This window comes from Oceanobacillus piezotolerans (assembly GCF_003665065.1).
Classification (GTDB): Bacteria; Bacillota; Bacilli; order Bacillales; family Amphibacillaceae; genus Oceanobacillus; species Oceanobacillus piezotolerans.
Genome location: NZ_RCHR01000005.1, coordinates 1 through 19,787, shown reverse-complemented (window position 1 = coordinate 19,787; position 19,787 = coordinate 1). Strand labels below are relative to the sequence as shown.

Sequence of the window (19,787 nt, the reverse complement as noted above, 5' to 3'; positions counted from 1 at the left end):
CTCATAGGTATTAGCAGCATAAGGTTACTAGTCATTTAACTTGCGATAAATGATGGTAACACATTAGGAATGCGACATGGAGCGTTTTCGATGCTGATAGTTCGCAAATATCACACCACCTACAATTAATAGCGATCCTGCCATTTCCGGGAGAGTAATCGGTTTATGCAGAAGGAGAACACCCATAGCCATAGCGACAAATGGTTCTAAATTAGATAAGATCGATGCCTTTGAGGCTTCTGCATAGCGAATATAATGGTTCCAGATAAGGTTCGCCAAACCGTGAACAACGATAGCTGTTACAATCAGGAGGCCCCACCCCTGCCAGTCTTCACTTACTCTCACAGGGTCGTCCATCACAATAGCGGCCGGCACAGATATAATGAAACCGATAACGTTAGAGTAAAAAGTTGTGACAATAGGGATTATACGCTGGGATAAAATCCGAGTAATAATAATCATAATGGCAAATGTCACCATTGTAACGACAATCCATAATAGACCACGGTCAAATTGAAGCGTCTTTCCTCCCTCGGTTGCAACAAAATAAATACCTGTAATCGCAATAATGGAACCAAGAAGCATTCGGATGGTAAATGTTTCCTTTAAAAAAACTGCGGCAAGAATGCCCGTCATAATTGGAGCTGTAGCAATGATCAATGCTGAAGTAGTGGAATCAGCAGTAACCAGCCCTTCAAAGAAGGACCATTGGTTGATAAATACTCCTACTACACCGAGCAAGAAAATCCAGCCCCAATCACCTAGCGAAATTTTCTGTAGTCCGTGTCTTGAAAATATAAATATAAACAGGAAAATAACAATAAATAATAATCTGAGTGATGTTAAGGCTGCTGGTGAAAAGTCATTTAAAAGCATTTTTCCAAAAACAAAATTGCTTCCCCAGACCGTTACACAAAATGTCAGCCATAGATAGGTTTTTAGCATGGAATTAATCCTTTCTATCTTCATGATGTAATAACTTATTTTAGCAATTAGACAGGAAGCTTACAAATATCCATGATTTCCCTCGAAAACTCACAGGCTATTCATAGGTAATGTATGAAATGGCAGGGGGTAGGATTGCTCCATAGCAAAACTAATCACCCGGGTGAATGAAGTAATTAAATTATGTTTCTATTATTTATAATATAAAAAACCCACTTCCAAATTTAAAATGGAAGCAGGTAGTTTAAGTTGCATTTACTGCCACAACTACAAAGTCCTTTATGGCTTGAAAATCACCTTTATGGATCCTTCTTCTTTCTTGTCAAAAATATCATAAGCCTTTGCAGCTTCATCTAAACCTACGCGATGTGTGATAATATCTGTTGGGTCAAATTCGTTGTTCTCAATCATGTCGTAAAGTTTTGGCATGATATGAATGACAGGAGCTTGTCCCATTTTCAAAGAAACATTCCGTGTGAAAAAGTCTCCGATTGGGAAGTTATTTGCCTCTGTACCATAAACACCGGTTATTTGGACCGTTCCGAATTTCCGTACAGCTTTTGATGCGGTTATAATTGGGCTGATGGTTCCGAATTGATTATCGCCTTCTGATCCGAATTTTGTGTTTGGTGGGACGGTACCATCCATTCCAACACAGTCTATGACGACATCTGCTCCCCCCTTTGTTTCCTCATGTAAGAGCTCACCGATTTTTTCATTCTCTTTAAAATTATAGGTTTCAACGTTATTTGTTTTTTTAGCATGTTCCAATCGGTGCTCTACTTGATCAACGGTAATGACACGCTTTGCTCCTTTGAGCCAAGCAAATTTTTGAGTCATTAGACCGATAGGACCACTTCCTAAAACGATGACCGTGTCCCCTTTTTTAACACCTGCATTTTCTACACTCCAATATGAGGTAGGGATGACATCCGATAAGAATAGTAGCTGTTCATCATCCAATTCACTTGACTCTGGAACTTTAAAAGATGAAAAATCTGCATAAGGAACCCGTAAATATTCTGCTTGACCACCAGGATAATTCCCAAAATCTCCGGCAAATCCAAATAAACCACCAGGTTCACCATGTGGATTGGAATTGTCACATTGACTCTCCATCTGATTATTACAGAAGAAGCAGTCTCCACACCCGACATTAAAAGGGATTACGACACGGTCTCCTTTTTTGAGATTTTTTACATTTGGACCGACTTCCTCTACTATCCCCATTGGTTCATGGCCAACCACGTAATCCTGTTCCGGGACAATTCCACCATGGTATAAGTGGAGATCCGATCCACAAATCCCACTAGCTGTAATTCGTACAATCATATCATTATTTTCCTGAATTCGAGGGTCATCAACCTTTTTAGTTTCCATCGCTTCTTTCCCTTGAAACGTTACAGCCTTCACTATATTCACATCCTTTTTATAATTATTTATTAGGTGTCTCCCCCAAATTTCTTACAGCTAAACTTAAAACCTCTGACTCAATCCCCCTTAACTTTACTGGTTTTATACATTAGGATTTTCGAGACTTTAATGAATCACAAAAAGTATAATCGATTTAGTATTTCGTTCATAAAACGCTATTCTAAAATCAGAAAAGAGATGTCCCAGTAATGGACATCTCTTTTCTCTATTTCTCAGGAATTAAGGAAGTGTACACTTCACCCTTCAAGCGAGTCGTAAACTCTTGTTTTGCTTCTTTAATTATCGATGGATTCTCCATACAAGTAATCGCAGTACGTGCCATAATTTCTGCTGCATAGAGCATTCCCTTGTGGCCTATCGGCGTATTGCCTACAGCTACTGCCTGCCATGTATGGGCTGGGGTCCCAATTACCCAACACGCAGTTGTACATTGCACTGTTGGCGTCTTCCAGCTAACATCACCAACATCTGTCGAGCCATACAAAATCGATTCTGGAGATAATGGTGAAATAAACTCACGCAACTTCTTGCCCCCTAATAATTTCTTTTCTTCATTGGGTATATTTTTACTTTCCTCATCTAATGATTGATAAATTTGCTCAGCAAATGCTAAGTCTTCTTCACTAAACTGTAGTGGGTGTGCCTCGTCAAATTGCTGCTGCATTATTTTGGCAAGCGTTGTATTTGGAATTAAATCAGATGCAGCACCAACAAATTGTTCCTCAAATGTCGTTTCAGTCATCAATGCCGCACCTTGGGCAATCTTTCGCACACGCTTATGAATATCTACAACTTGTTGCTTCTTTGGGGCGCGAATGAGATAAGTAACTTCAGCATATGGCTGTACCACGTTTGGCGATGTACCACCAGTATGGAGTACTGCATAATGGATCCGGGCGTCTTGAATAATATGTTCACGAAGATAGTTTACCCCAACATTCATTAGTTCCACTGCATCCAACCCGCTTCGACCTAAGTGCGGAGCAGCTGCTGCATGAGCGCTTTTCCCTGTAAATTTAAAGGTTGCCGCGTAGTTTGCTAGGGAAGTCAAATTCATTGTTGTATTGTGATTCATTGGATGCCATGTAATAGCCATATCTACATCATCAAATACACCATGCTTTGCCATATATGCTTTACCTGAGCCATTTTCTTCTGCTGGACAGCCATAAAAGCGAATGGTAAATGGTGCATTTGTTTTTTCAATGTATTCCTTTGCAGCGACCGCAGCTGCAAAGGCACCTGTACCAAGTAAATTATGTCCACATCCATGGCCATTACCATTCTCTTTAATAGGGGAAAATTCTGCTTTTCCACCTTCTTGACTTAAGAACGGCAGAGCGTCGTATTCCCCTAAAAATGCAATGACAGTTGGTCCATTGCCAAAGATCCCCATAATTGCTGTCTCAAGATTTGCTACATTCTTTTTAACCGTAAATCCTTCTGCAAGTAATGCTTCTTCCAGGACAGAAACAGCATACTTTTCTTGAAAGTGCAATTCCGGGTTTTCCCAAATTTTATCACTTATAGCTGTAAATGTATTTTGCTTATTTTGAAGAAGTTCTGTCACATTAAACCGGCCCAATGTTAAATCCCCTTTTCAGAATATTGGTCTTTCAAGGATATAGTTAGAATGGAGCCCACACAAACAATCGAGATTACCATTAACATCCATACAGCAGCATTATAGGAACCATTAAATGCATCTACCATCAAACCAATTAAAGTAGGTGTTACAAACCCTGCTAGTTGGCCTCCAGTATTCGCCATTCCCATCGCTGTTCCTGCATATTCTGGAGGAATTCTTTTTAATATGAACGAAGGCAGCAGCAACATAACATAAGTCGCCAGAAACATAACGATACACTGATAGGTGATAAATAATGTGATGGATTCGGCATTAAACATCAAAAACAAAAATCCACCTAAAAGCAAAGCACACAAAGCACCGATAATTTTATTTACCGTTAAATCTATTTTATCGATTATATAACCAGCACCTAACATAGCTACAATAGTAATCACACCAGGAATGATTTGTACCCATCCAATGGATAGAATATCAAGCCCACGCGCATCTGATAAATAGGTTGGAATCCAAGTATTTAAGCCCCAGTTTACTGCATAAATGGTAAAGTAGCCGATAACTAGACTCCACATAAATGGCATTCTAAGTAATTTCCCTAATATCCCTTTTATCTGTGGCCTTTCCTCGTCCGATTGTTGTACCTTATCCTTTGGTACATACTTCCAATAAAGAAATGCAATTATCACTCCCAATAGACCTGCAATAAAAAAAATCGCACGCCAGCCAATGGTAACTAATAGTGCAGCAGAAATAATTGGTACAAGCATTGCCATAATCCCTGAAGAGGAAAGCATGATAGACATTACTCTGCTACGCTCATTTTGTGGGAATGAAGTTGAGATAATCTTTGAAGCAGAGGGTTGAAATCCGCCTTCGCCAATTCCGAATAGGAAACGAACGATTAACATAACACCCAATGTTAAAGCAACCGCCGTTAAACCGGTAAAAATCGACCAAACAATAACAGATACCAGTAAAACTCGTCTTGCACCAAATTTATCAGCTAAAAGCCCCCCAGGCAGCTGCATAAGAGCATACCCTAGGAAAAAGGAACTCAGGATTAAACCAGTTTGGGTGCCTGTCAGAGAAAGATCATCGCCAATATAGACTACTGCATAATTAATAAGATAACGGTCCAGGTTACCTAGCGCCCAGCCTAAAAATAGTAAAATTACTAATGTTTTACGAGCATTTTTCTCCAGAGTCTTTTCTGTCATAAAAGCCCTCCTATCGTTAAATTATGGAGTTCACTAAATAAAATATTTGTCCAAATCCCTGCTCAGACTGTGTTCTTGAAATATAAGCAAATACCATATCAGAAAGAATGTTTTCCTTTTGTATTATTTCACCAAAATCAACGGAAGATGAAATAACAAATTGCCATTTACCCCAGTTTTTTACAAACGGAAAAGATGTAAAACAAAAAGACAAGGCTCCAATTTGAGCAGCATATGCTTGGAAACCTTGCCTTAAGTTCAATTTTTCACATGATTGGTCGATGTATCTGACTATTCACCAGTCCTAATTTCCAGTCTAACGGGACCTTTTAATAAGATTTTTTATTATACAATGAATGATTTTCGTTGGAAATTCTGATCAATGTCGTTTATTAAACATAAACATTTCTTACTTTTCTTCGATAATATAAAATATAAAGAAAAAGAGGTGCACTTAAATGCCAAAATACAATAAGCTTGTAAGGGACGGAATTCCAGAAATCATCAAAAGCAATGGTAAAAAGGCAAAAGTAGAAATACTTCAACAGGATCGCTACATCCTTGAACTAAAGAAAAAATTAAGAGAAGAAGTAGAAGAATATCAGAGTGCTTCAACGAATCAAGAGGGTTTAGAAGAACTAGCAGATATCTTGGAGGTCATTCACTCTCTATCTCGTGTACATCGGGCTTCCATTGAAGAACTAGAACAAATTCGCTCCAGTAAAGCAAACAAACGAGGTAGCTTTCATGAAAAAGTCTTTTTAATCGAGGTAGAGGAATGAGGGAATTTCAAAGCGATTATCTGGAGATAATCCAGGAAGCCGTTCGTACGGATATATTAGGGAAGATGCTGTTCTACTTAAATTAATCCGGCATTACCGAGGAAGCAGCCGCTTGATCCGCCTTCACACAATCAATGGCAACTACTAGTGCAATCATGACTGTCTCCATCTCTTCCTTTAATACTTGAATCTTGTAGCTATCGCCCCAAGAGAGCCACTCTTTGCTCACTTCCCCGACGTTTTCGCCATCTTGGTAAACTTGGAAATCCATATCCCACCAATTTCCATGTACTTCCATACCTGCCGCATCTATCGTATAACGAGCCTTCAGGAAGGATAATTCCTTCTTAATCGTTAACACGTCTTGACCGTTTACCTCAACCAAAAACTTAGGTAAAAAGCTGAACATCTTTTTAGTAATAAGGGCAACTTTATCTCCTGCTGTATTCATAATAGTGAACGTTTTTGGAATCCGCATAAAACTTCCCTCGACATAATATACATCCTTCTCATCCTTATCCTTAACCGTAAATTTGCCACTTAAACTGAATACCTTTTGCTTTAAATAAAGTTGTTTCATATTATACCTCCTTAACGTTTACTTCATTATAATAGAGACTAGAAAAGATGGATATTAAATTAAAGTAAAACCTCATTCAAAATGATATACCTCAACCAACGGAGTTAGTCTCCAAACCCTTCACTTTCGTTTATACTTCCTACAAACTTTCTCGCGGCTTGTGATAACGGAACATCCTTTAAATAGCAGATCCCAATGCTTCTTTTCGGAATTTCCTCCTCCAGCCTTACTTCGTATAAATCGCCTCTATCTAAGTAATCCTTCGCAAATTCTTTGATCACACAAGAAATGCCTAAATTGATCTTAGTAAACTCCAAAACAAGATCATAGGAACCGAGTTCAAATACAGGTGATACTTGGTAGCCCCTTTTCTTCAAAAACCTTTCTACAAACATTCGGGAATTAGATTTCCTCTCTAAGAAAATTAACGGCAGCTTCATTAATTGCTCTAAGCTAATTGGTTTTTTACTTAGTTCTTTATATTTCTTACCACAGACAAATGTATCTTGAATTTCTTTACATGGGATAACTTCTAACCCCTCGTCATGGATAGGCAGATTGCATATTCCGACATCTGCTTTTCCGGATTTTATGAGATTGATGATTTCGGATGTCGTTCTATTTAAAATATTTAAGTTGATTCCAGGATACGTTTGGTGAAACTCCTCCAGATAAGGCAACAAAAAGTAGCGTGAGATGGTATCCCCAACCCCAATGCGCAATTGACCGGTCTTTAATGTTTTAAACTCTGATAATTTATCTTCTGCAACTTGAATCATTCCTAGCGCGGACTTAACATGTTCATTTAGAAGATTCCCCTCCGTGGTTAGTTCGACGCCTTTTGATGTTCGATTAAAAAGCTGGATGCCTAATTCCTTCTCCAGCTTCGAAATGGCCTGGCTGACAGCAGATTGCGTCATATACAATTCCTGTGCTGCTTTGGAAAAACTGTTATTTCGGCTCACTGCATGGAAGATGCGATATGAATCCAATTTCCCTATCATATTAACCACCCTTATAGCATATATTATTAATATTAATTTTACTTATATCAAACTATAAGTTATAGTATCATAGTAACTACAAATAATATACCCATTAGAGGTTAAGTCCAATAAGAGGAGAGATCACATTGGAAAGAGTAGTCGGAACAGTAGTACGCGGGCTTCGCGGACCAATCATTAACACTGGCGATAATATTGAAGAAATTGTAGTAAATACGGTATTACAATCTGCAAAAGTAGAAGGATATTCCATTGAAGACCAAGACATCGTTACAATAACAGAATCTGTCGTAGCACGTGCACAAGGAAACTATGCAACCATTGATGACATTGCAGCTGATATCAAAGCAAAATTTGCTGACGAAACAGTTGGAGTAGTTTTTCCCATCCTTAGCCGCAACCGGTTTGCAAACTGTCTGCGAGGAATTGCAAGAGGAACAAAGCGCATTGTCTTAATGCTGAGCTATCCAGCTGATGAAGTAGGTAATCATCTTGTGGACATCGACGAATTAGATGTGAAAGGGATTAATCCATGGGCGGATGTATTATCTGAAAGTGATTTCCGTACGCACTTTGGATATAAAAAGCATCCATTTACTGGTGTAGATTATATCGAATACTATAAAGGGTTAATTGAAGCAGAAGGTGCTACTTGTGAAGTTATCTTCTCCAACAATGCGAAAACTATCTTAGACTATACCAAGCATGTATTGGCTTGTGATATCCATTCCCGTTTCAGAACAAAACGCATCCTGACAAACCATGGTGCTGAAACAGTATACGGACTTGATGACATTCTTAAAGAATCAATCAATGGCAGTGGCTTCAATGAAGACTACGGTCTACTTGGCTCCAATAAGGCAACAGAGGAAAGTGTTAAATTATTCCCCAATAACTGCCAGCCAATCGTGGATGGTATTCAAGCTAAATTAAAAGAAGTAACCGGCAAGACCGTTGAAGTAATGGTTTATGGCGATGGTGCCTTTAAAGACCCAGTAGGGAAAATATGGGAACTGGCAGACCCAGTTGTATCTCCTGCTTATACAGCAGGATTAGATGGTACACCTAATGAAGTAAAATTAAAATATTTAGCAGATAACAACTTCTCTCATTTGCGTGGAGAAGAGTTAAAAGAAGCTATTTCTGAATATATCCAGAATAAAAATGAAGATCTGGTTGGTGCCATGGAAGCTCAAGGTACAACACCGCGCAGACTTACTGATCTAATTGGATCTTTATCTGATTTAACTTCTGGAAGTGGGGATAAAGGAACGCCGATGATTTATATTCAGGGGTATTTTGATAATTATACGAAGTAATGTAATTAATTATAAGTTTTACTATCGTAAAAAGCATAAAAACGCTTGGATTATTATTATCCACGCGTTTTTTTTGTTTTAATCTCTTTATTCAAAACCAATTTGAGCAAAAGATAATACTGAATTTCTAAACTCTAGTAACGGGTCTTTATTGATATGGTCAAGATGTTGGAGTAATTTTACGGAATTGGAGACATAAGGACCTTTATTCATCATGATACAGTCCGCCCTTAAGCCCATATATGCATCGGTTAGCTCAGCCCTTAGTGGTATTCCTTTCTTATTCATGTTGTGGAGGATACTAGTTGCCCAAATTACAGGAACATGAGCAGCCCGGCAAATCTCCAAGATTCCTTCTTGTGCCTTTGCCAATTGCTCGTAGCCTATTTCAATAGCCAAATCTCCTCTAGCAATCATTACTCCAAACAAATCCAGATTTAAGCCTTCAAGAATAATTCGGGATAAAGACAAAAGTGCATACTTTGTTTCTATTTTGGCGATGACACCGATCTTCCTCCCTGAATGTTGATCCAAATAGCCCTTTAATATTACAATATCATTTGGCTGATGAATAAAAGAAATCCCAATTAAATCAACAAAAGGGATAATTTCCGGCAAAATTTTAATATCCGTTTCTGTAATAGCTGGAACATTTAAGTAAACTAATGAATCTGGAAAATTAAGCCCTTTATCAGGTTTAATCTCTTCTCTCTTATTTCTAGTAAGTGTAATCTCCACCTCCACGTATTCATCTGTAATTCCCAATACAACCGCACAGATATTGCCATCATCTATAAAGACCTTGTCTCTAACTCTAACATCTCTTAATGCTTCTGGTATGGTAATTCCAATAGAGGCCGGCTCTCCCTTACTTCTTGGTTTCCCAAGATAATGCTGGCTTTTATAAATTCGTAAAATATCTCCTTTTTTAACCTTAATTGTAACTTTCCTTTCCAATAGATTCGTTAGTTTGCACTTATTTTCTTGGCTCAGCTCTATAATCGTTTCCTCATTTAAGATTGCCGATTTATTTAATTCTACCTTTAGGCATGTGGAACTTATTATTTCCCGTACTGTAAAATTCCTTTTTGCTCCATTGGAATCAATAAAAGGGATGATTTGCCCGGTAGCAAAGTTGGTAAATTCATCTATATTGATGTTTATTTGAAAGTAATCTGATTTAAGACTGTCTTTGCTATTATTACTCACTAAATAACCAATTGGGGAGGTTTTTTCCGTATTGATTTTCAACGGAACGGTGATTTTCTTAAAATCATTCACACGAATTTTAGGCCCTGGAAGATCCATGTATATCTTGCACTTTCTATTCGGATCTAGACCTAACTCTTTTTCTGCAGCTCGAATGTTTTCAATTAGCTTTTTCCAAACAGAATAATCACGAGCTAAATTTATTCGGGCAATTGTCATTCCAGCCCTTAGTAATTCTTTAAAGATTGCTGGCTTTTTCAACATCGTTTTATCTAAAGTAACCATAATGGAAATTGGATCTTCTTCTAATTTCCCTAATACCTCCTGATTTCTGTGGTTTTTTAAGTATATTGCATTTTTGCGATCAATATAATTTTCATTCTGCTGAACACCATTAGAGGACAAATGGCTAATCATTTTATTTAACGAATACAGAACATGCGGACTTATAGAGTCTATAGATGAAAAACCTTCTTCCACTAAATAAGAATGGAGAGCTGGATTTGAAAACTTTTGTAAGGCCAAAAATGCACCTAAATTTTGTTTACTTCCATCCGTCATATCGATATGTTGGCTGTCAGCAAGATGAATTAAGAATTGGTCCATCTCGTCTCGTAGCCGGATAAGTTGATGTACGCTTTCACTTTTATTGGAATTTGTAAACTTTTCCATAAGGGTTACCCCATTTCGTTAAATACGCTTTGCTTTTTTAATGTGATCATCTAGATAGAAATAGGCAATTCCTCTATAGCAAGTACTACAATTAATGCCAAATCTACAATAAAAAAGGCAGCAGCAACACTAAACAAAGAATACAAAGACATATCCGGAGTTTCGAATTAAATAGTGTTCCTGATCTTTGGTTTTTCTTTTATAATCAATTATTAATTTATGCATCTATTTATCGTGACGTTCCCCCTGGGACAAGTAGATAGGTGCTCGGCTCGAGGATTCGATTCTTAGCATTTGTTGACGAGATTTCGAACCTTCTTATAACCACAAAGAATCTGCACTAAACTCAATAGCAAGCAGCTACGTTATGGTTATGCACAAAACGGTAATTTTCAATTCCATTAAAAAAGTGAAGATAGACTAGGAGACCATCTTCACCCTCACTTGAACGAATGGAATGAGTTTCTTTTATAAAAATTATAGATCCATTATATTTTCTCGATTGATTGTTATATATTGAACAAATCCTTGTCTTGAATATTCCCCAATGAGATAGTCATCAAAAATATTAATGGAGTAAATGACAGTTCCTAAATCTTGTTTCTCTTCCCCATCTTGGTTCACCTTATATATCGACCGATCTACTTCTACAGTGGTTGTTGAATAATAGATCGTATTTCCTTTTACATTGAAATAATCTATTTCTTCCGTAATAACATGTGAGGTCTCCTTATCTAGCAATGAATATCGATATAGGCCAGATTCCCCTTCCAAGATAGTAAAATAAAGGTTATCCCCTTCTACGATCTGCCTGAACATTAAAAGAAGCCATCGTATGAGAATTCATTGCGATGGCTCCTTTTTGAGGATTACATATTGCTTTTCAAGCGTTTTAAAATACGCTGATAATCATCACGGTCAATTCCCGGAGCAAATTGCTCTGGAAGTTCTGGGAAATCAGGTACAGGGGCGCCCTCAGGCATCCCGTCAATTACTCTTAGCCTTTCACCTGTTTCTGGATTGGCCCCTTTCCAAATCTGGTTGATATCGCGGTAATCCGATTCTCCCCATGTATACAATACATTATATAATCCTTGATCCATGAACTTTTTGGCATAGTCAAATTTATTATTATCTAAACTTGGAACAGGAAGCATCTTGCCTACCTCTACCCCTGTGGCTACCTCGATTGCTTTCGCATAGGCAATGATGTGTGTGCCACCTCGAACGAGTAAGTAGCCAATCATTTCTAAGGCAGTAGGATGCGTTGTCATTTCATACACACGCATTTTATGATTTCTTGCACCAATTTCCAATAAATAATTAGCTAGGAGGTCTTCAACGAGTGTTCCACTATTATTTACATATGTTCCATTCCATGGTCTCCCCATCCCGTCTCCTGGAAAAGCCGTTTGTGCTGTTGTAGTAAAGTGTGTCGAATAACGTGCATCTTTTCCATTTTGAAGTGGGGCGGTGTCAGGGTCGCCAGGAACCGTATTACCGATAGAAAGCAGATTGATGGCATTCGCCACTAACTCCACATGACCAAATTCTTCTGCTGTTATACTTGCGATTAAATCATAGAAGGGCTTTAGCTTTTTTTTACCACGGAAATTAAAAGATTGGAACATATAGTTATTTAAGGTGGACATCTCACCGAATTTGCCTCCCATTAATTCCTGTACAGCTGCAGCAGCGTTCATATCACCATGTTCTGGGTATGGTAACTCAATGGCGATCTTATTCACTCGTTTCATCATGAGATTTACGCCTCCATCCGTATATAATAGCCATAGTCATCATATGTTGGACGGAGCTTGACCTATTCACCCTTGATGAAACCATATGATTTGGTCTGTACGAACATAGAATGGTGACCCACCCATTTCGATGACGACATGATCAGGCATGACGTGTCGCAACACACCCCGAACAGAGCCGCGCGTCGTTTGAACAGCAAGGGATTTATTTTCAAACCCCATTAAGGCTTGATAAACATATGGATCACTAAGATTCCATTCTTCATTCATTATTCAACACTCCTTTTCTCCGAAGCCCATAGCAGTATATGCAAAGAAGTGAGGATGTGTATTTGTCTAATTGAATTTTTGCTTTGAGACGTGAGGGCTGTCCGAATCGCATTTTAACCTGATTAGATTAATTTGGATTGAGTTCTGAAACGCTGCGGCTTTATGCTGTTTTATTCCACTTTTATATTGGAAATACTAAACTAACAAGAGAAAAAGGAGTTGTAGCAGGATGAAGAAAGAAATACTTTGGATAGGCAGTATGATGATTCTATCTTTAGTGCTCGTTGCCTGTGGGGATAATGACGAAGTAGAAAATCCTCCACAAAACAAATCAAGTGAAAATCAGCAGCAAGCAGATGGGGACAATACCAACACGAATACCAATACAGATACGACCACAAATTCCGACTACGGTTTTAAGAAGTTTGAGCTTGATGCAGATTACCAAGATAACAACGATGCTCTTGATGTGGACTTTGAAAATGAGCAGAATGATAAAATGGAAGCATCCTATCGTGATAAATCCCAAGATATAGATTTAAATGATGATGCGGCAATGGAAGAACTGGATAAAATATTCTCCTCTTTCAACTTTGATGAAAATACATCAGACGAAGAAGTTTTAGATAGTGTTGCAGAGGCTTTTAATATACCAGAAGACGCACAAAATATGGAACTGGAAATAGAATTCAGCAATGGTACGGAGAAAGCATATCAGAGGTAAGTTTCAAGAGCTGGGAAAAACATTGTTTTCCCAGCTCTTTGACTTTCTTAGGAAACACCTAAGAAACCCAGTCAATGAATCAACCCTTGTTGAAAAGCATAGTTTGTGAGTTGCACTCGGTTTTCTAAATGAAGTTTACTAAGAATGTTTTTAAGATGGCTTTTAACCGTATGTTCTGATATGAAAAGGGTCTCTGAAATTTCTCTATTGGACAGACCTTTAGCTACCAATTGCAACACTTCTAGTTCCCTGGAGGATAAAGGAGTTTCCTCTTTCGTTACTGCTTTATTTTGCGGAAATTCCTTTAGTATCTGAAAGGCAATCTCTTTGGACATTGGGACTTCATCCAAGGCAAAGGCTCTTAAATGGTCAACCCAGGCCTCCGATTGAATATTCTTTATTAAATAGCCTTGAGCCCCTTTTTTCAATGCATCGAATAGGTCAGTAATATCGTCCGATACAGTTATCATCACAATTTTGACATAGGGGAATTTAAGCTTAATTCTTTTCGTAGCTTCCAGTCCATCCATTACTGGCATTTGAATATCCATCAAAATAATGTCAGGCATCAATTCTTCCGTAAGCTTCATTGCTTCTTCTCCATTCTTCCCCTCTCCAATAATAAGGAAGTCTTCGTGTTCCTCTAAGATTTCTCGAATGGCTTCTCTTGCATGTGCATGGTCGTCTACAATTAATATTCGAAAAGGCTGCATCTACTTGCTCTCCTTTTTTATTTCCATAATCGTTTCATTAGCTATATTTTTCAATGAAAATTCCCATTCCATATCCCTTGCTCTGTCTTTAATAATTTGTAACCCATAACCCTTATTAGATGAAACTGCTTCATTTGTGAATCCTATTCCTTGATCCTTAACTCGGCAAATCCATCCATTATTGGTTTCCTTAGCCTGAATCCATACTTTATTTGTCTTTGCATGTTTAATGACATTCATAACGGCCTCTTTAATACAAGCAAATAGCTCTACTTTCTCTTTCGATGATAACGCATTTTCCCGTATTTCCCATTCTAAATGAACATCCATCAAATGCTGATTCTTTAGATCTGTTACAAACTGATAAATCGATTCCGTCCAGCTAAATGAACCTTCTTGAGGAATGTATTTCAAGTTAGTAATAGCTTGACGAGTATCCTCGTGAACATGCTGTAGTGTTTGCTTAATCTTTTCAAAATCCGGGTCGTTTTCAAGAGCATTCTTTCTGCCGAATTTATTCATTTTTACCGATAATAGAAATAGAGATTGAGCAATTCCATCATGCAGCTCCCTTGCCAGCTTTTCCCTCTCCAAACGAGCTGCTTCCTTAGCCTTTGCAAGCCTTAACTCTTCTTGCATCCTTTCTAAAATAGAAAACAAGTGCCGCAAAAAGACAAGTGTAACGATAAAGACAAATATAGGGGAAAGAAAATTACCTACTTCCATTGAAATATACGAAAGGAGAAATTCATGACGAATGTACTCCCATAAGGCAATAGTAAGGGTTGGAATAAATAAGATAAGCCATTTAATTTGTTTGTATTTCAAGTCTCCACCACTTTTCGCATGTGAAATGTGTCTATATTTTATCATTTAATCACCTATTTTTATTAAATTTGCTTTAAAATCACTCTTTAGAGGTATTATGTTAAATATATATTGGATCTATAATTCTTTACAGGTGACTGAAAGCTATATATATCTAACAGTTGCTGAGACATGTAAACAGGAGGTATTATTTTGAAACGTATATTTATTACAGCAATCACAGTACTACTAGTAACATGCTTTTCTAATAGTGCGTTTGCTCATTCCAATTTCCAGGGATCAAACCCAGCAGATGGTGAGGTAGTAACAGAGCCTATCCAGGAAATTATTCTGGAATTTAATGGTCAAATCGAACAAGGAAGTTTTATAGAAGTAACAACGACAGAGGGACAAGCGGTCGAAACACAAGATATTATGATTGGTGAGGGTGCATTGACAGGCACTTTTGCTGAGCCTCTTGCAAATGATGATTATCAAGTAAGTTGGAGTATTATAAGTGCAGATGGTCATCCATTAGAAGGTGAATTCTTCTTTACAGTCAACGCAGATGCACCTGATGCACAGGTTGAAGAAACGGAAGATTCAGCTGGAACAGAAACAGTCGAAGAGGAAGAAACCGAACAACCTTCTGAAACAGATACAGTTGAGAATGAGGAATCAACAGAGTCAGCCGAGCAAGTGAATTCAGAAGAAGGTTCGTCTTCTATGCTCGTCATTATAATGATTACTCTAGTTATCATTATAATTGCTGGTTTATTCCTGCTTAATAAAAGAAAGAGAAAATAAATGGACGTATTCGTCATTATTAGTCAGCTGCTTTTATATCTTTGCTTTTCTATTTTAGCAGGAAGTTTTCTTCTTATGCTTGTACCTAACAGCCATCGCCCTGACTTAAAAATTCCAAAGTATCTCTTACTTATTAGTACCATACTGGTGCCGATTTTTGCTTTTGTTCCTGTACTAGATATTACATTATTCATCGCTCCCCGCTTAGGCTTATTGGAAGCATTAAAAATTGTTATTACCACCTACACTGTTGGGAATGCTTGGATTTTTACCATTATCGCTTCCATTTTACTAGTATTAGTTATTGCCCTAATGAGGGCAAATGAGAAGCGTATATATACTCTTATAGCTTTATTCCTAACATTGGGCTTGATTTTAACAATTGCTTGGTCAAGCCACGCAGGCGCAATGGTTCCCTCCACAGGGATTATAGGCCACTTTATCCATTTAACAGCAATCAGCATTTGGGTTGGTATTGTATTTATTGTTGGCTGGTATGCCGTCAATCATCATAACTGGCTTCGATTTTTAAGCTGGTTTTCCAAGGTCGCCATTGGCTGTTTAGCCGCTACTGCCCTTAGCGGTATACTGTTAACGAATGTATTAGTAGATGGATATGTTGATTCCTGGATGGTTTCGTATGGGCATGGTTTATTAATTAAACATCTATTCCTGATTCCACTCATTTTTTATGCCATGTTGAATGGTTTAGTTGTAAAATACCTAATATCAAAAAATGAGATATTTAATCCGATTCCTTGGATTCGCCTAGAGGGCTTTATCCTGTTTACCATTTTTGCAATTACAGCTATTTTCACACAGCAATCTCCACCACAGGGCGGCCATATTACGAATGATGCCATCTCGCCATTATTCAGGCTATTCCACAGTGGTATCATAGATTCTGCTAACTCACTTAGCTTAGTAATAAATATCAACATCGTATTTTTCTTTTTCCTATTCTTACTATTAGTAGGATTAATTATATTATCGATTTATAGAAAAGCTTCGATTATGATCACTTTTCTCTTGAGCTGCTTATTAGTAGTGAGTATATATGTCATGTTGATGATTTCTGTTGTAATTCGTTGAGGAATTGTTGAATTACTGTATCGTAATATGCTTTGATGACCGTAAGCCTAATCCCTGGATATATAGGGAATTAGGCTATATTTATTTGTAATTGGCAGGACTTATATTTTCTTCTCTTATCCTTATACATTCCATAATATAATAAAAGAAAGGTTTGATAGTAATACGTGATTAAATGGATTTCACAAGAAGCATCATTAAGTTCTAGTATAGTAGGAGGAAATGAAAATGGAAGCTATCTTATTAATAGTAGCACTTCTTTCAGTAGTTATAGGGGTAGCCTTATTAATAGGAAATGCAATAAACCATGGTTTAGGTGTGTTATTAACTTTTAAGGGGATTAAAAAGTCTTTAATATTTTTTGGGATCTATGCAGTCTGTTATATCATTTTTCTATTTATATCTAACTAGTCCGTTGATATACGCTGTTTGGAGCAAGTACTAGTTTATAGTTTCCCTGACGGAATCTGTTCTAGTGTATTTTTTCATATCTAATGGAACTGCGAGATAGCATTGTTTCTTTGCGGCAAGTTAAATAAGATACGTATACAATTTATCCTCCAGGTATTCCCTATAAGGTACACTCTCGTTATTGTGAAAATAAAAAAGCCCCAGAGGGACTTATATTTTATTATGTATGTAATAGCGCTATGTTGATGATTAATTTAAATCCTGGAAAAAAACGCTTATATCCAATTTCAAATTATTAATTGAAATAGTAAAATAAATGGCTCCACAGGTAGGATTCGAACCTACGACCGATCGGTTAACAGCCGATTGCTCTACCACTGAGCTACTGTGGAATAAATAAATATAAAATATACGCGCCCTAGAGGATTCGAACCTCTGACCCACAGCTTAGAAGGCTGTTGCTCTATCCTGCTGAGCTAAGGGCGCATCATAAAAATTATATTACCATACCCACGCAGGGGGTTACAACTTCATAACAAGCAATTTGTAATGGGCCTGAGTGGACTCGAACCACCGACCTCACGCTTATCAGGCGTGCGCTCTAACCAGCTGAGCTACAGGCCCATTTTAGTAATGGAGCGGGTGATGGGAATCGAACCCACGACATCAGCTTGGAAGGCTGAGGTTATACCATTTAACTACACCCGCAAATGATGAAAAAATTCTATATTAGATGGTGGCTCGGGACGGAATCGAACCGCCGACACAAGGATTTTCAGTCCTCTGCTCTACCGACTGAGCTACCAAGCCAAATGTGATATGGAGGAGGTAGAGGGATTCGAACCCCCGCGCGGTTTGACCCGCCTGTCGGTTTTCAAGACCGATCCCTTCAGCCAGACTTGGGTATACCTCCAAATTATAATAATAGTTCTCAAAGTGGACCCTGCAGGACTCGAACCTGCGACCGATCGGTTATGAGCCGATAGCTCTAACCAACTGAGCTAAGGGTCCCTAATTTTGAAAAATGGGGCGACCGGTGGGAATTGAACCCACGAATGCCGGAGCCACAATCCGGTGCGTTAACCCCTTCGCCACGACCGCCATTATAAAATAACTATATACTATGTAAAACAAATATGTAGATGGAGCCTAGCGGGATCGAACCGCTGACCTCCTGCGTGCAAAGCAGGCGCTCTCCCAGCTGAGCTAAGGCCCCACATAATGGTCGGGAAGACAGGATTTGAACCTGCGACCCCTTGGTCCCAAACCAAGTGCTCTACCAAGCTGAGCTACTTCCCGTTAGATGGCGCGCCCGAGAGGAGTCGAACCCCTAACCTCTTGATCCGTAGTCAAACGCTCTATCCAATTGAGCTACGGGCGCATATGGTGCCGAGGACCGGAATCGAACCGGTACGGTAGTCACCTACCGCAGGATTTTAAGTCCTGTGCGTCTGCCAGTTCCGCCACCCCGGCAAAGAGTTTGGAGCGGAAGACGGGATTCGAACCCGCGACCCCCACCTTGGCAAGGTGGTGTTCTACCACTGAACTACTTCCGCATAGGCATATTAATAAATGGTGCGGGTGAAGGGAGTCGAACCCCCACATCCGAAGATACTAGATCCTAAGTCTAGCGCGTCTGCCAATTCCGCCACACCCGCAAAAATGAGCCATGAAGGACTCGAACCTTCGACCCACTGATTAAAAGTCAGTTGCTCTACCGCCTGAGCTAATGGCTCATGAAATGGTGCCGGCCAGAGGACTTGAACCCCCAACCTACTGATTACAAGTCAGTTGCTCTACCAATTGAGCTAGGCCGGCAAAAATGGCGGTCCGGACGGGACTCGAACCCGCGACCTCCTGCGTGACAGGCAGGCATTCTAACCAACTGAACTACCGGACCAATGGTGGAGGATGCAGGGCTCGAACCTGCGACCCCCTGCTTGTAAGGCAGGTGCTCTCCCAGCTGAGCTAATCCTCCATAATAATGGTGACCCGTACGGGATTCGAACCCGTGTTACCGCCGTGAAAGGGCGGTGTCTTAACCGCTTGACCAACGGGCCAGTTATTTTTTTTGCGAATACACAGATAGACTTCATATCTAAGACCAATGACTGCCTGCTAATACTCTATCATTAAGTACTGTGAAGCTATCACAAACAAAAAAATTGCCTGGCGGTGTCCTACTCTCGCAGGGAAAACCCAACTACCATCGGCGCTGGAGAGCTTAACTTCTGTGTTCGGTATGGGAACAGGTGTGGCCTCTCCGCCATCACTACCAGACAAATATGAAATTAGAGTTTGTACCCTAAAAACTAAATAAGAGTAAACAACGATTAAAGAAGTTAGTTAAGTCCTCGATCGATTAGTATCCGTCAACTCCACGTGTCACCACGCTTCCATCTCGAACCTATCAACCTCATCGTCTCTGAGGGATCTTACTCACTCGAAGTGAT

18 protein-coding genes, 19 tRNA genes and 2 rRNA genes are annotated in these 19,787 nt (G+C 38.9%); 6 read left to right on the top strand and 33 right to left on the bottom strand.

Annotated features, from left to right (window positions below; genetic code table 11):
* Nucleotides 1–63: 63 nt before the first annotated feature.
* The 4 genes from D8M04_RS14005 to D8M04_RS13990 form a co-directional block, all read right to left on the bottom strand.
* Entirely contained in the window at nt 64–945 is an 882-nt protein-coding gene (locus tag D8M04_RS14005) for a DMT family transporter (protein ID WP_121524033.1), read from the bottom strand.
* A 279-nt stretch (nt 946–1,224) separates the two neighbouring features.
* Nucleotides 1,225–2,358, bottom strand: a complete 1,134-nt coding sequence (locus D8M04_RS14000) for a zinc-dependent alcohol dehydrogenase (RefSeq protein WP_121524031.1) — start codon at nt 2,356–2,358, stop codon at nt 1,225–1,227.
* Nucleotides 2,359–2,584: 226 nt separating this feature from the next.
* Entirely contained in the window at nt 2,585–3,964 is a 1,380-nt protein-coding gene (locus D8M04_RS13995; protein ID WP_121524029.1) for a M20 family metallopeptidase, read from the bottom strand.
* A gap of 2 nt (nt 3,965–3,966) precedes the next feature.
* The gene (locus D8M04_RS13990) at nt 3,967–5,184 is read right to left on the bottom strand and encodes an MFS transporter (protein WP_121524027.1); all 1,218 of its coding nucleotides are present in this window, start codon (nt 5,182–5,184) and stop codon (nt 3,967–3,969) included.
* 458 nt (nt 5,185–5,642) lie between these two features.
* Here D8M04_RS13990 and D8M04_RS13980 point away from each other — a divergent pair, with 458 nt between their 5' ends.
* Entirely contained in the window at nt 5,643–5,966 is a 324-nt protein-coding gene (locus tag D8M04_RS13980; RefSeq protein WP_121524023.1) for a nucleoside triphosphate pyrophosphohydrolase, read from the top strand.
* Between the two features lie 82 nt (nt 5,967–6,048).
* On the opposite strand, the gene D8M04_RS13975 is transcribed toward D8M04_RS13980, so the two are convergent.
* Nucleotides 6,049–6,546 (bottom strand): LURP-one-related/scramblase family protein, encoded by a 498-nt coding sequence (locus D8M04_RS13975; RefSeq protein WP_121524021.1) that lies wholly within the window; start codon nt 6,544–6,546, stop codon nt 6,049–6,051.
* 104 nt (nt 6,547–6,650) lie between these two features.
* The gene (locus D8M04_RS13970) at nt 6,651–7,550 is read right to left on the bottom strand and encodes a LysR family transcriptional regulator (RefSeq protein WP_121524019.1); all 900 of its coding nucleotides are present in this window, start codon (nt 7,548–7,550) and stop codon (nt 6,651–6,653) included.
* Between the two features lie 128 nt (nt 7,551–7,678).
* On the opposite strand from D8M04_RS13970, the gene D8M04_RS13965 reads away from it, so the two are divergent.
* Entirely contained in the window at nt 7,679–8,869 is a 1,191-nt protein-coding gene (locus D8M04_RS13965) for a coenzyme F420-0:L-glutamate ligase (RefSeq protein WP_121524017.1), read from the top strand.
* Between the two features lie 87 nt (nt 8,870–8,956).
* Here the strand turns inward: D8M04_RS13965 and D8M04_RS13960 are convergent, their stop codons facing one another.
* From D8M04_RS13960 to D8M04_RS13945, 4 genes are all read right to left on the bottom strand, one after another.
* Nucleotides 8,957–10,750, bottom strand: coding sequence for a pyruvate kinase (locus D8M04_RS13960; protein WP_121524015.1), 1,794 nt, complete (start codon nt 10,748–10,750; stop codon nt 8,957–8,959).
* A gap of 477 nt (nt 10,751–11,227) precedes the next feature.
* The gene (locus tag D8M04_RS13955; RefSeq protein ID WP_121524013.1) at nt 11,228–11,569 is read right to left on the bottom strand and encodes a DUF5050 domain-containing protein; all 342 of its coding nucleotides are present in this window, start codon (nt 11,567–11,569) and stop codon (nt 11,228–11,230) included.
* Between the two features lie 50 nt (nt 11,570–11,619).
* A complete protein-coding gene (locus D8M04_RS13950; RefSeq protein ID WP_121524011.1) occupies nt 11,620–12,510 on the bottom strand; it encodes a manganese catalase family protein in 891 nt (296 codons plus the stop codon).
* Between the two features lie 66 nt (nt 12,511–12,576).
* A complete protein-coding gene (locus tag D8M04_RS13945) occupies nt 12,577–12,780 on the bottom strand; it encodes a YuzF family protein (protein ID WP_121524009.1) in 204 nt (67 codons plus the stop codon).
* Nucleotides 12,781–13,009: 229 nt separating this feature from the next.
* On the opposite strand from D8M04_RS13945, the gene D8M04_RS13940 reads away from it, so the two are divergent.
* A complete protein-coding gene (locus tag D8M04_RS13940) occupies nt 13,010–13,504 on the top strand; it encodes a YusW family protein (protein WP_121524007.1) in 495 nt (164 codons plus the stop codon).
* A 71-nt stretch (nt 13,505–13,575) separates the two neighbouring features.
* Here D8M04_RS13940 and D8M04_RS13935 read toward each other — a convergent pair whose 3' ends face one another.
* The gene (locus D8M04_RS13935) at nt 13,576–14,217 is read right to left on the bottom strand and encodes a response regulator (protein ID WP_121524005.1); all 642 of its coding nucleotides are present in this window, start codon (nt 14,215–14,217) and stop codon (nt 13,576–13,578) included.
* Nucleotides 14,218–15,090, bottom strand: coding sequence for a sensor histidine kinase (locus tag D8M04_RS13930; protein ID WP_246001275.1), 873 nt, complete (start codon nt 15,088–15,090; stop codon nt 14,218–14,220).
* A gap of 147 nt (nt 15,091–15,237) precedes the next feature.
* Between D8M04_RS13930 and D8M04_RS13925 the strand changes: the two genes are divergently transcribed.
* The 3 genes from D8M04_RS13925 to D8M04_RS13915 all read left to right on the top strand — a co-directional run bounded on the left by D8M04_RS13925 (nt 15,238) and on the right by D8M04_RS13915 (nt 17,334).
* The gene (locus D8M04_RS13925) at nt 15,238–15,831 is read left to right on the top strand and encodes a copper resistance CopC family protein (RefSeq protein WP_158595134.1); all 594 of its coding nucleotides are present in this window, start codon (nt 15,238–15,240) and stop codon (nt 15,829–15,831) included.
* The gene (locus D8M04_RS13920; protein WP_121524001.1) at nt 15,832–16,923 is read left to right on the top strand and encodes a copper resistance D family protein; all 1,092 of its coding nucleotides are present in this window, start codon (nt 15,832–15,834) and stop codon (nt 16,921–16,923) included.
* A gap of 228 nt (nt 16,924–17,151) precedes the next feature.
* On the top strand, nt 17,152–17,334 hold the full coding sequence (locus D8M04_RS13915; protein WP_121523999.1) for a hypothetical protein: 183 nt from the start codon (nt 17,152–17,154) through the stop codon (nt 17,332–17,334).
* Between the two features lie 317 nt (nt 17,335–17,651).
* Here the strand turns inward: D8M04_RS13915 and D8M04_RS13910 are convergent.
* The 21 genes from D8M04_RS13910 to D8M04_RS13810 form a co-directional block, all read right to left on the bottom strand.
* Nucleotides 17,652–17,726 (bottom strand) — tRNA-Asn (locus D8M04_RS13910).
* A 20-nt stretch (nt 17,727–17,746) separates the two neighbouring features.
* Nucleotides 17,747–17,820, bottom strand: a tRNA-Arg gene (locus D8M04_RS13905).
* 64 nt (nt 17,821–17,884) lie between these two features.
* Nucleotides 17,885–17,958: transfer RNA gene (locus D8M04_RS13900), tRNA-Ile, on the bottom strand.
* A gap of 10 nt (nt 17,959–17,968) precedes the next feature.
* Nucleotides 17,969–18,042: transfer RNA gene (locus tag D8M04_RS13895), tRNA-Gly, on the bottom strand.
* A 26-nt stretch (nt 18,043–18,068) separates the two neighbouring features.
* Nucleotides 18,069–18,144 (bottom strand) — tRNA-Phe (locus D8M04_RS13890).
* Nucleotides 18,145–18,154: 10 nt separating this feature from the next.
* Nucleotides 18,155–18,247: transfer RNA gene (locus tag D8M04_RS13885), tRNA-Ser, on the bottom strand.
* 24 nt (nt 18,248–18,271) lie between these two features.
* Nucleotides 18,272–18,345 (bottom strand) — tRNA-Ile (locus D8M04_RS13880).
* Nucleotides 18,346–18,359: 14 nt separating this feature from the next.
* Nucleotides 18,360–18,435 (bottom strand) — tRNA-His (locus D8M04_RS13875).
* A 42-nt stretch (nt 18,436–18,477) separates the two neighbouring features.
* Nucleotides 18,478–18,550: transfer RNA gene (locus D8M04_RS13870), tRNA-Ala, on the bottom strand.
* A 6-nt stretch (nt 18,551–18,556) separates the two neighbouring features.
* Nucleotides 18,557–18,633 (bottom strand) — tRNA-Pro (locus tag D8M04_RS13865).
* 5 nt (nt 18,634–18,638) lie between these two features.
* Nucleotides 18,639–18,715: transfer RNA gene (locus D8M04_RS13860), tRNA-Arg, on the bottom strand.
* Nucleotides 18,716–18,718: 3 nt separating this feature from the next.
* Nucleotides 18,719–18,807, bottom strand: a tRNA-Leu gene (locus D8M04_RS13855).
* A gap of 8 nt (nt 18,808–18,815) precedes the next feature.
* Nucleotides 18,816–18,890, bottom strand: a tRNA-Gly gene (locus D8M04_RS13850).
* A gap of 17 nt (nt 18,891–18,907) precedes the next feature.
* Nucleotides 18,908–18,992, bottom strand: a tRNA-Leu gene (locus tag D8M04_RS13845).
* A 5-nt stretch (nt 18,993–18,997) separates the two neighbouring features.
* Nucleotides 18,998–19,070: transfer RNA gene (locus tag D8M04_RS13840), tRNA-Lys, on the bottom strand.
* Nucleotides 19,071–19,076: 6 nt separating this feature from the next.
* Nucleotides 19,077–19,152, bottom strand: a tRNA-Thr gene (locus D8M04_RS13835).
* A 5-nt stretch (nt 19,153–19,157) separates the two neighbouring features.
* A tRNA-Asp gene (locus D8M04_RS13830) sits at nt 19,158–19,234 on the bottom strand.
* Nucleotides 19,235–19,236: 2 nt separating this feature from the next.
* Nucleotides 19,237–19,312 (bottom strand) — tRNA-Val (locus tag D8M04_RS13825).
* Nucleotides 19,313–19,319: 7 nt separating this feature from the next.
* A tRNA-Glu gene (locus D8M04_RS13820) sits at nt 19,320–19,394 on the bottom strand.
* A gap of 107 nt (nt 19,395–19,501) precedes the next feature.
* Nucleotides 19,502–19,614, bottom strand: a 5S ribosomal RNA gene (rrf, locus tag D8M04_RS13815).
* Between the two features lie 62 nt (nt 19,615–19,676).
* Nucleotides 19,677–19,787: ribosomal RNA gene (locus D8M04_RS13810) — 23S ribosomal RNA — on the bottom strand; the annotation flags it as partial.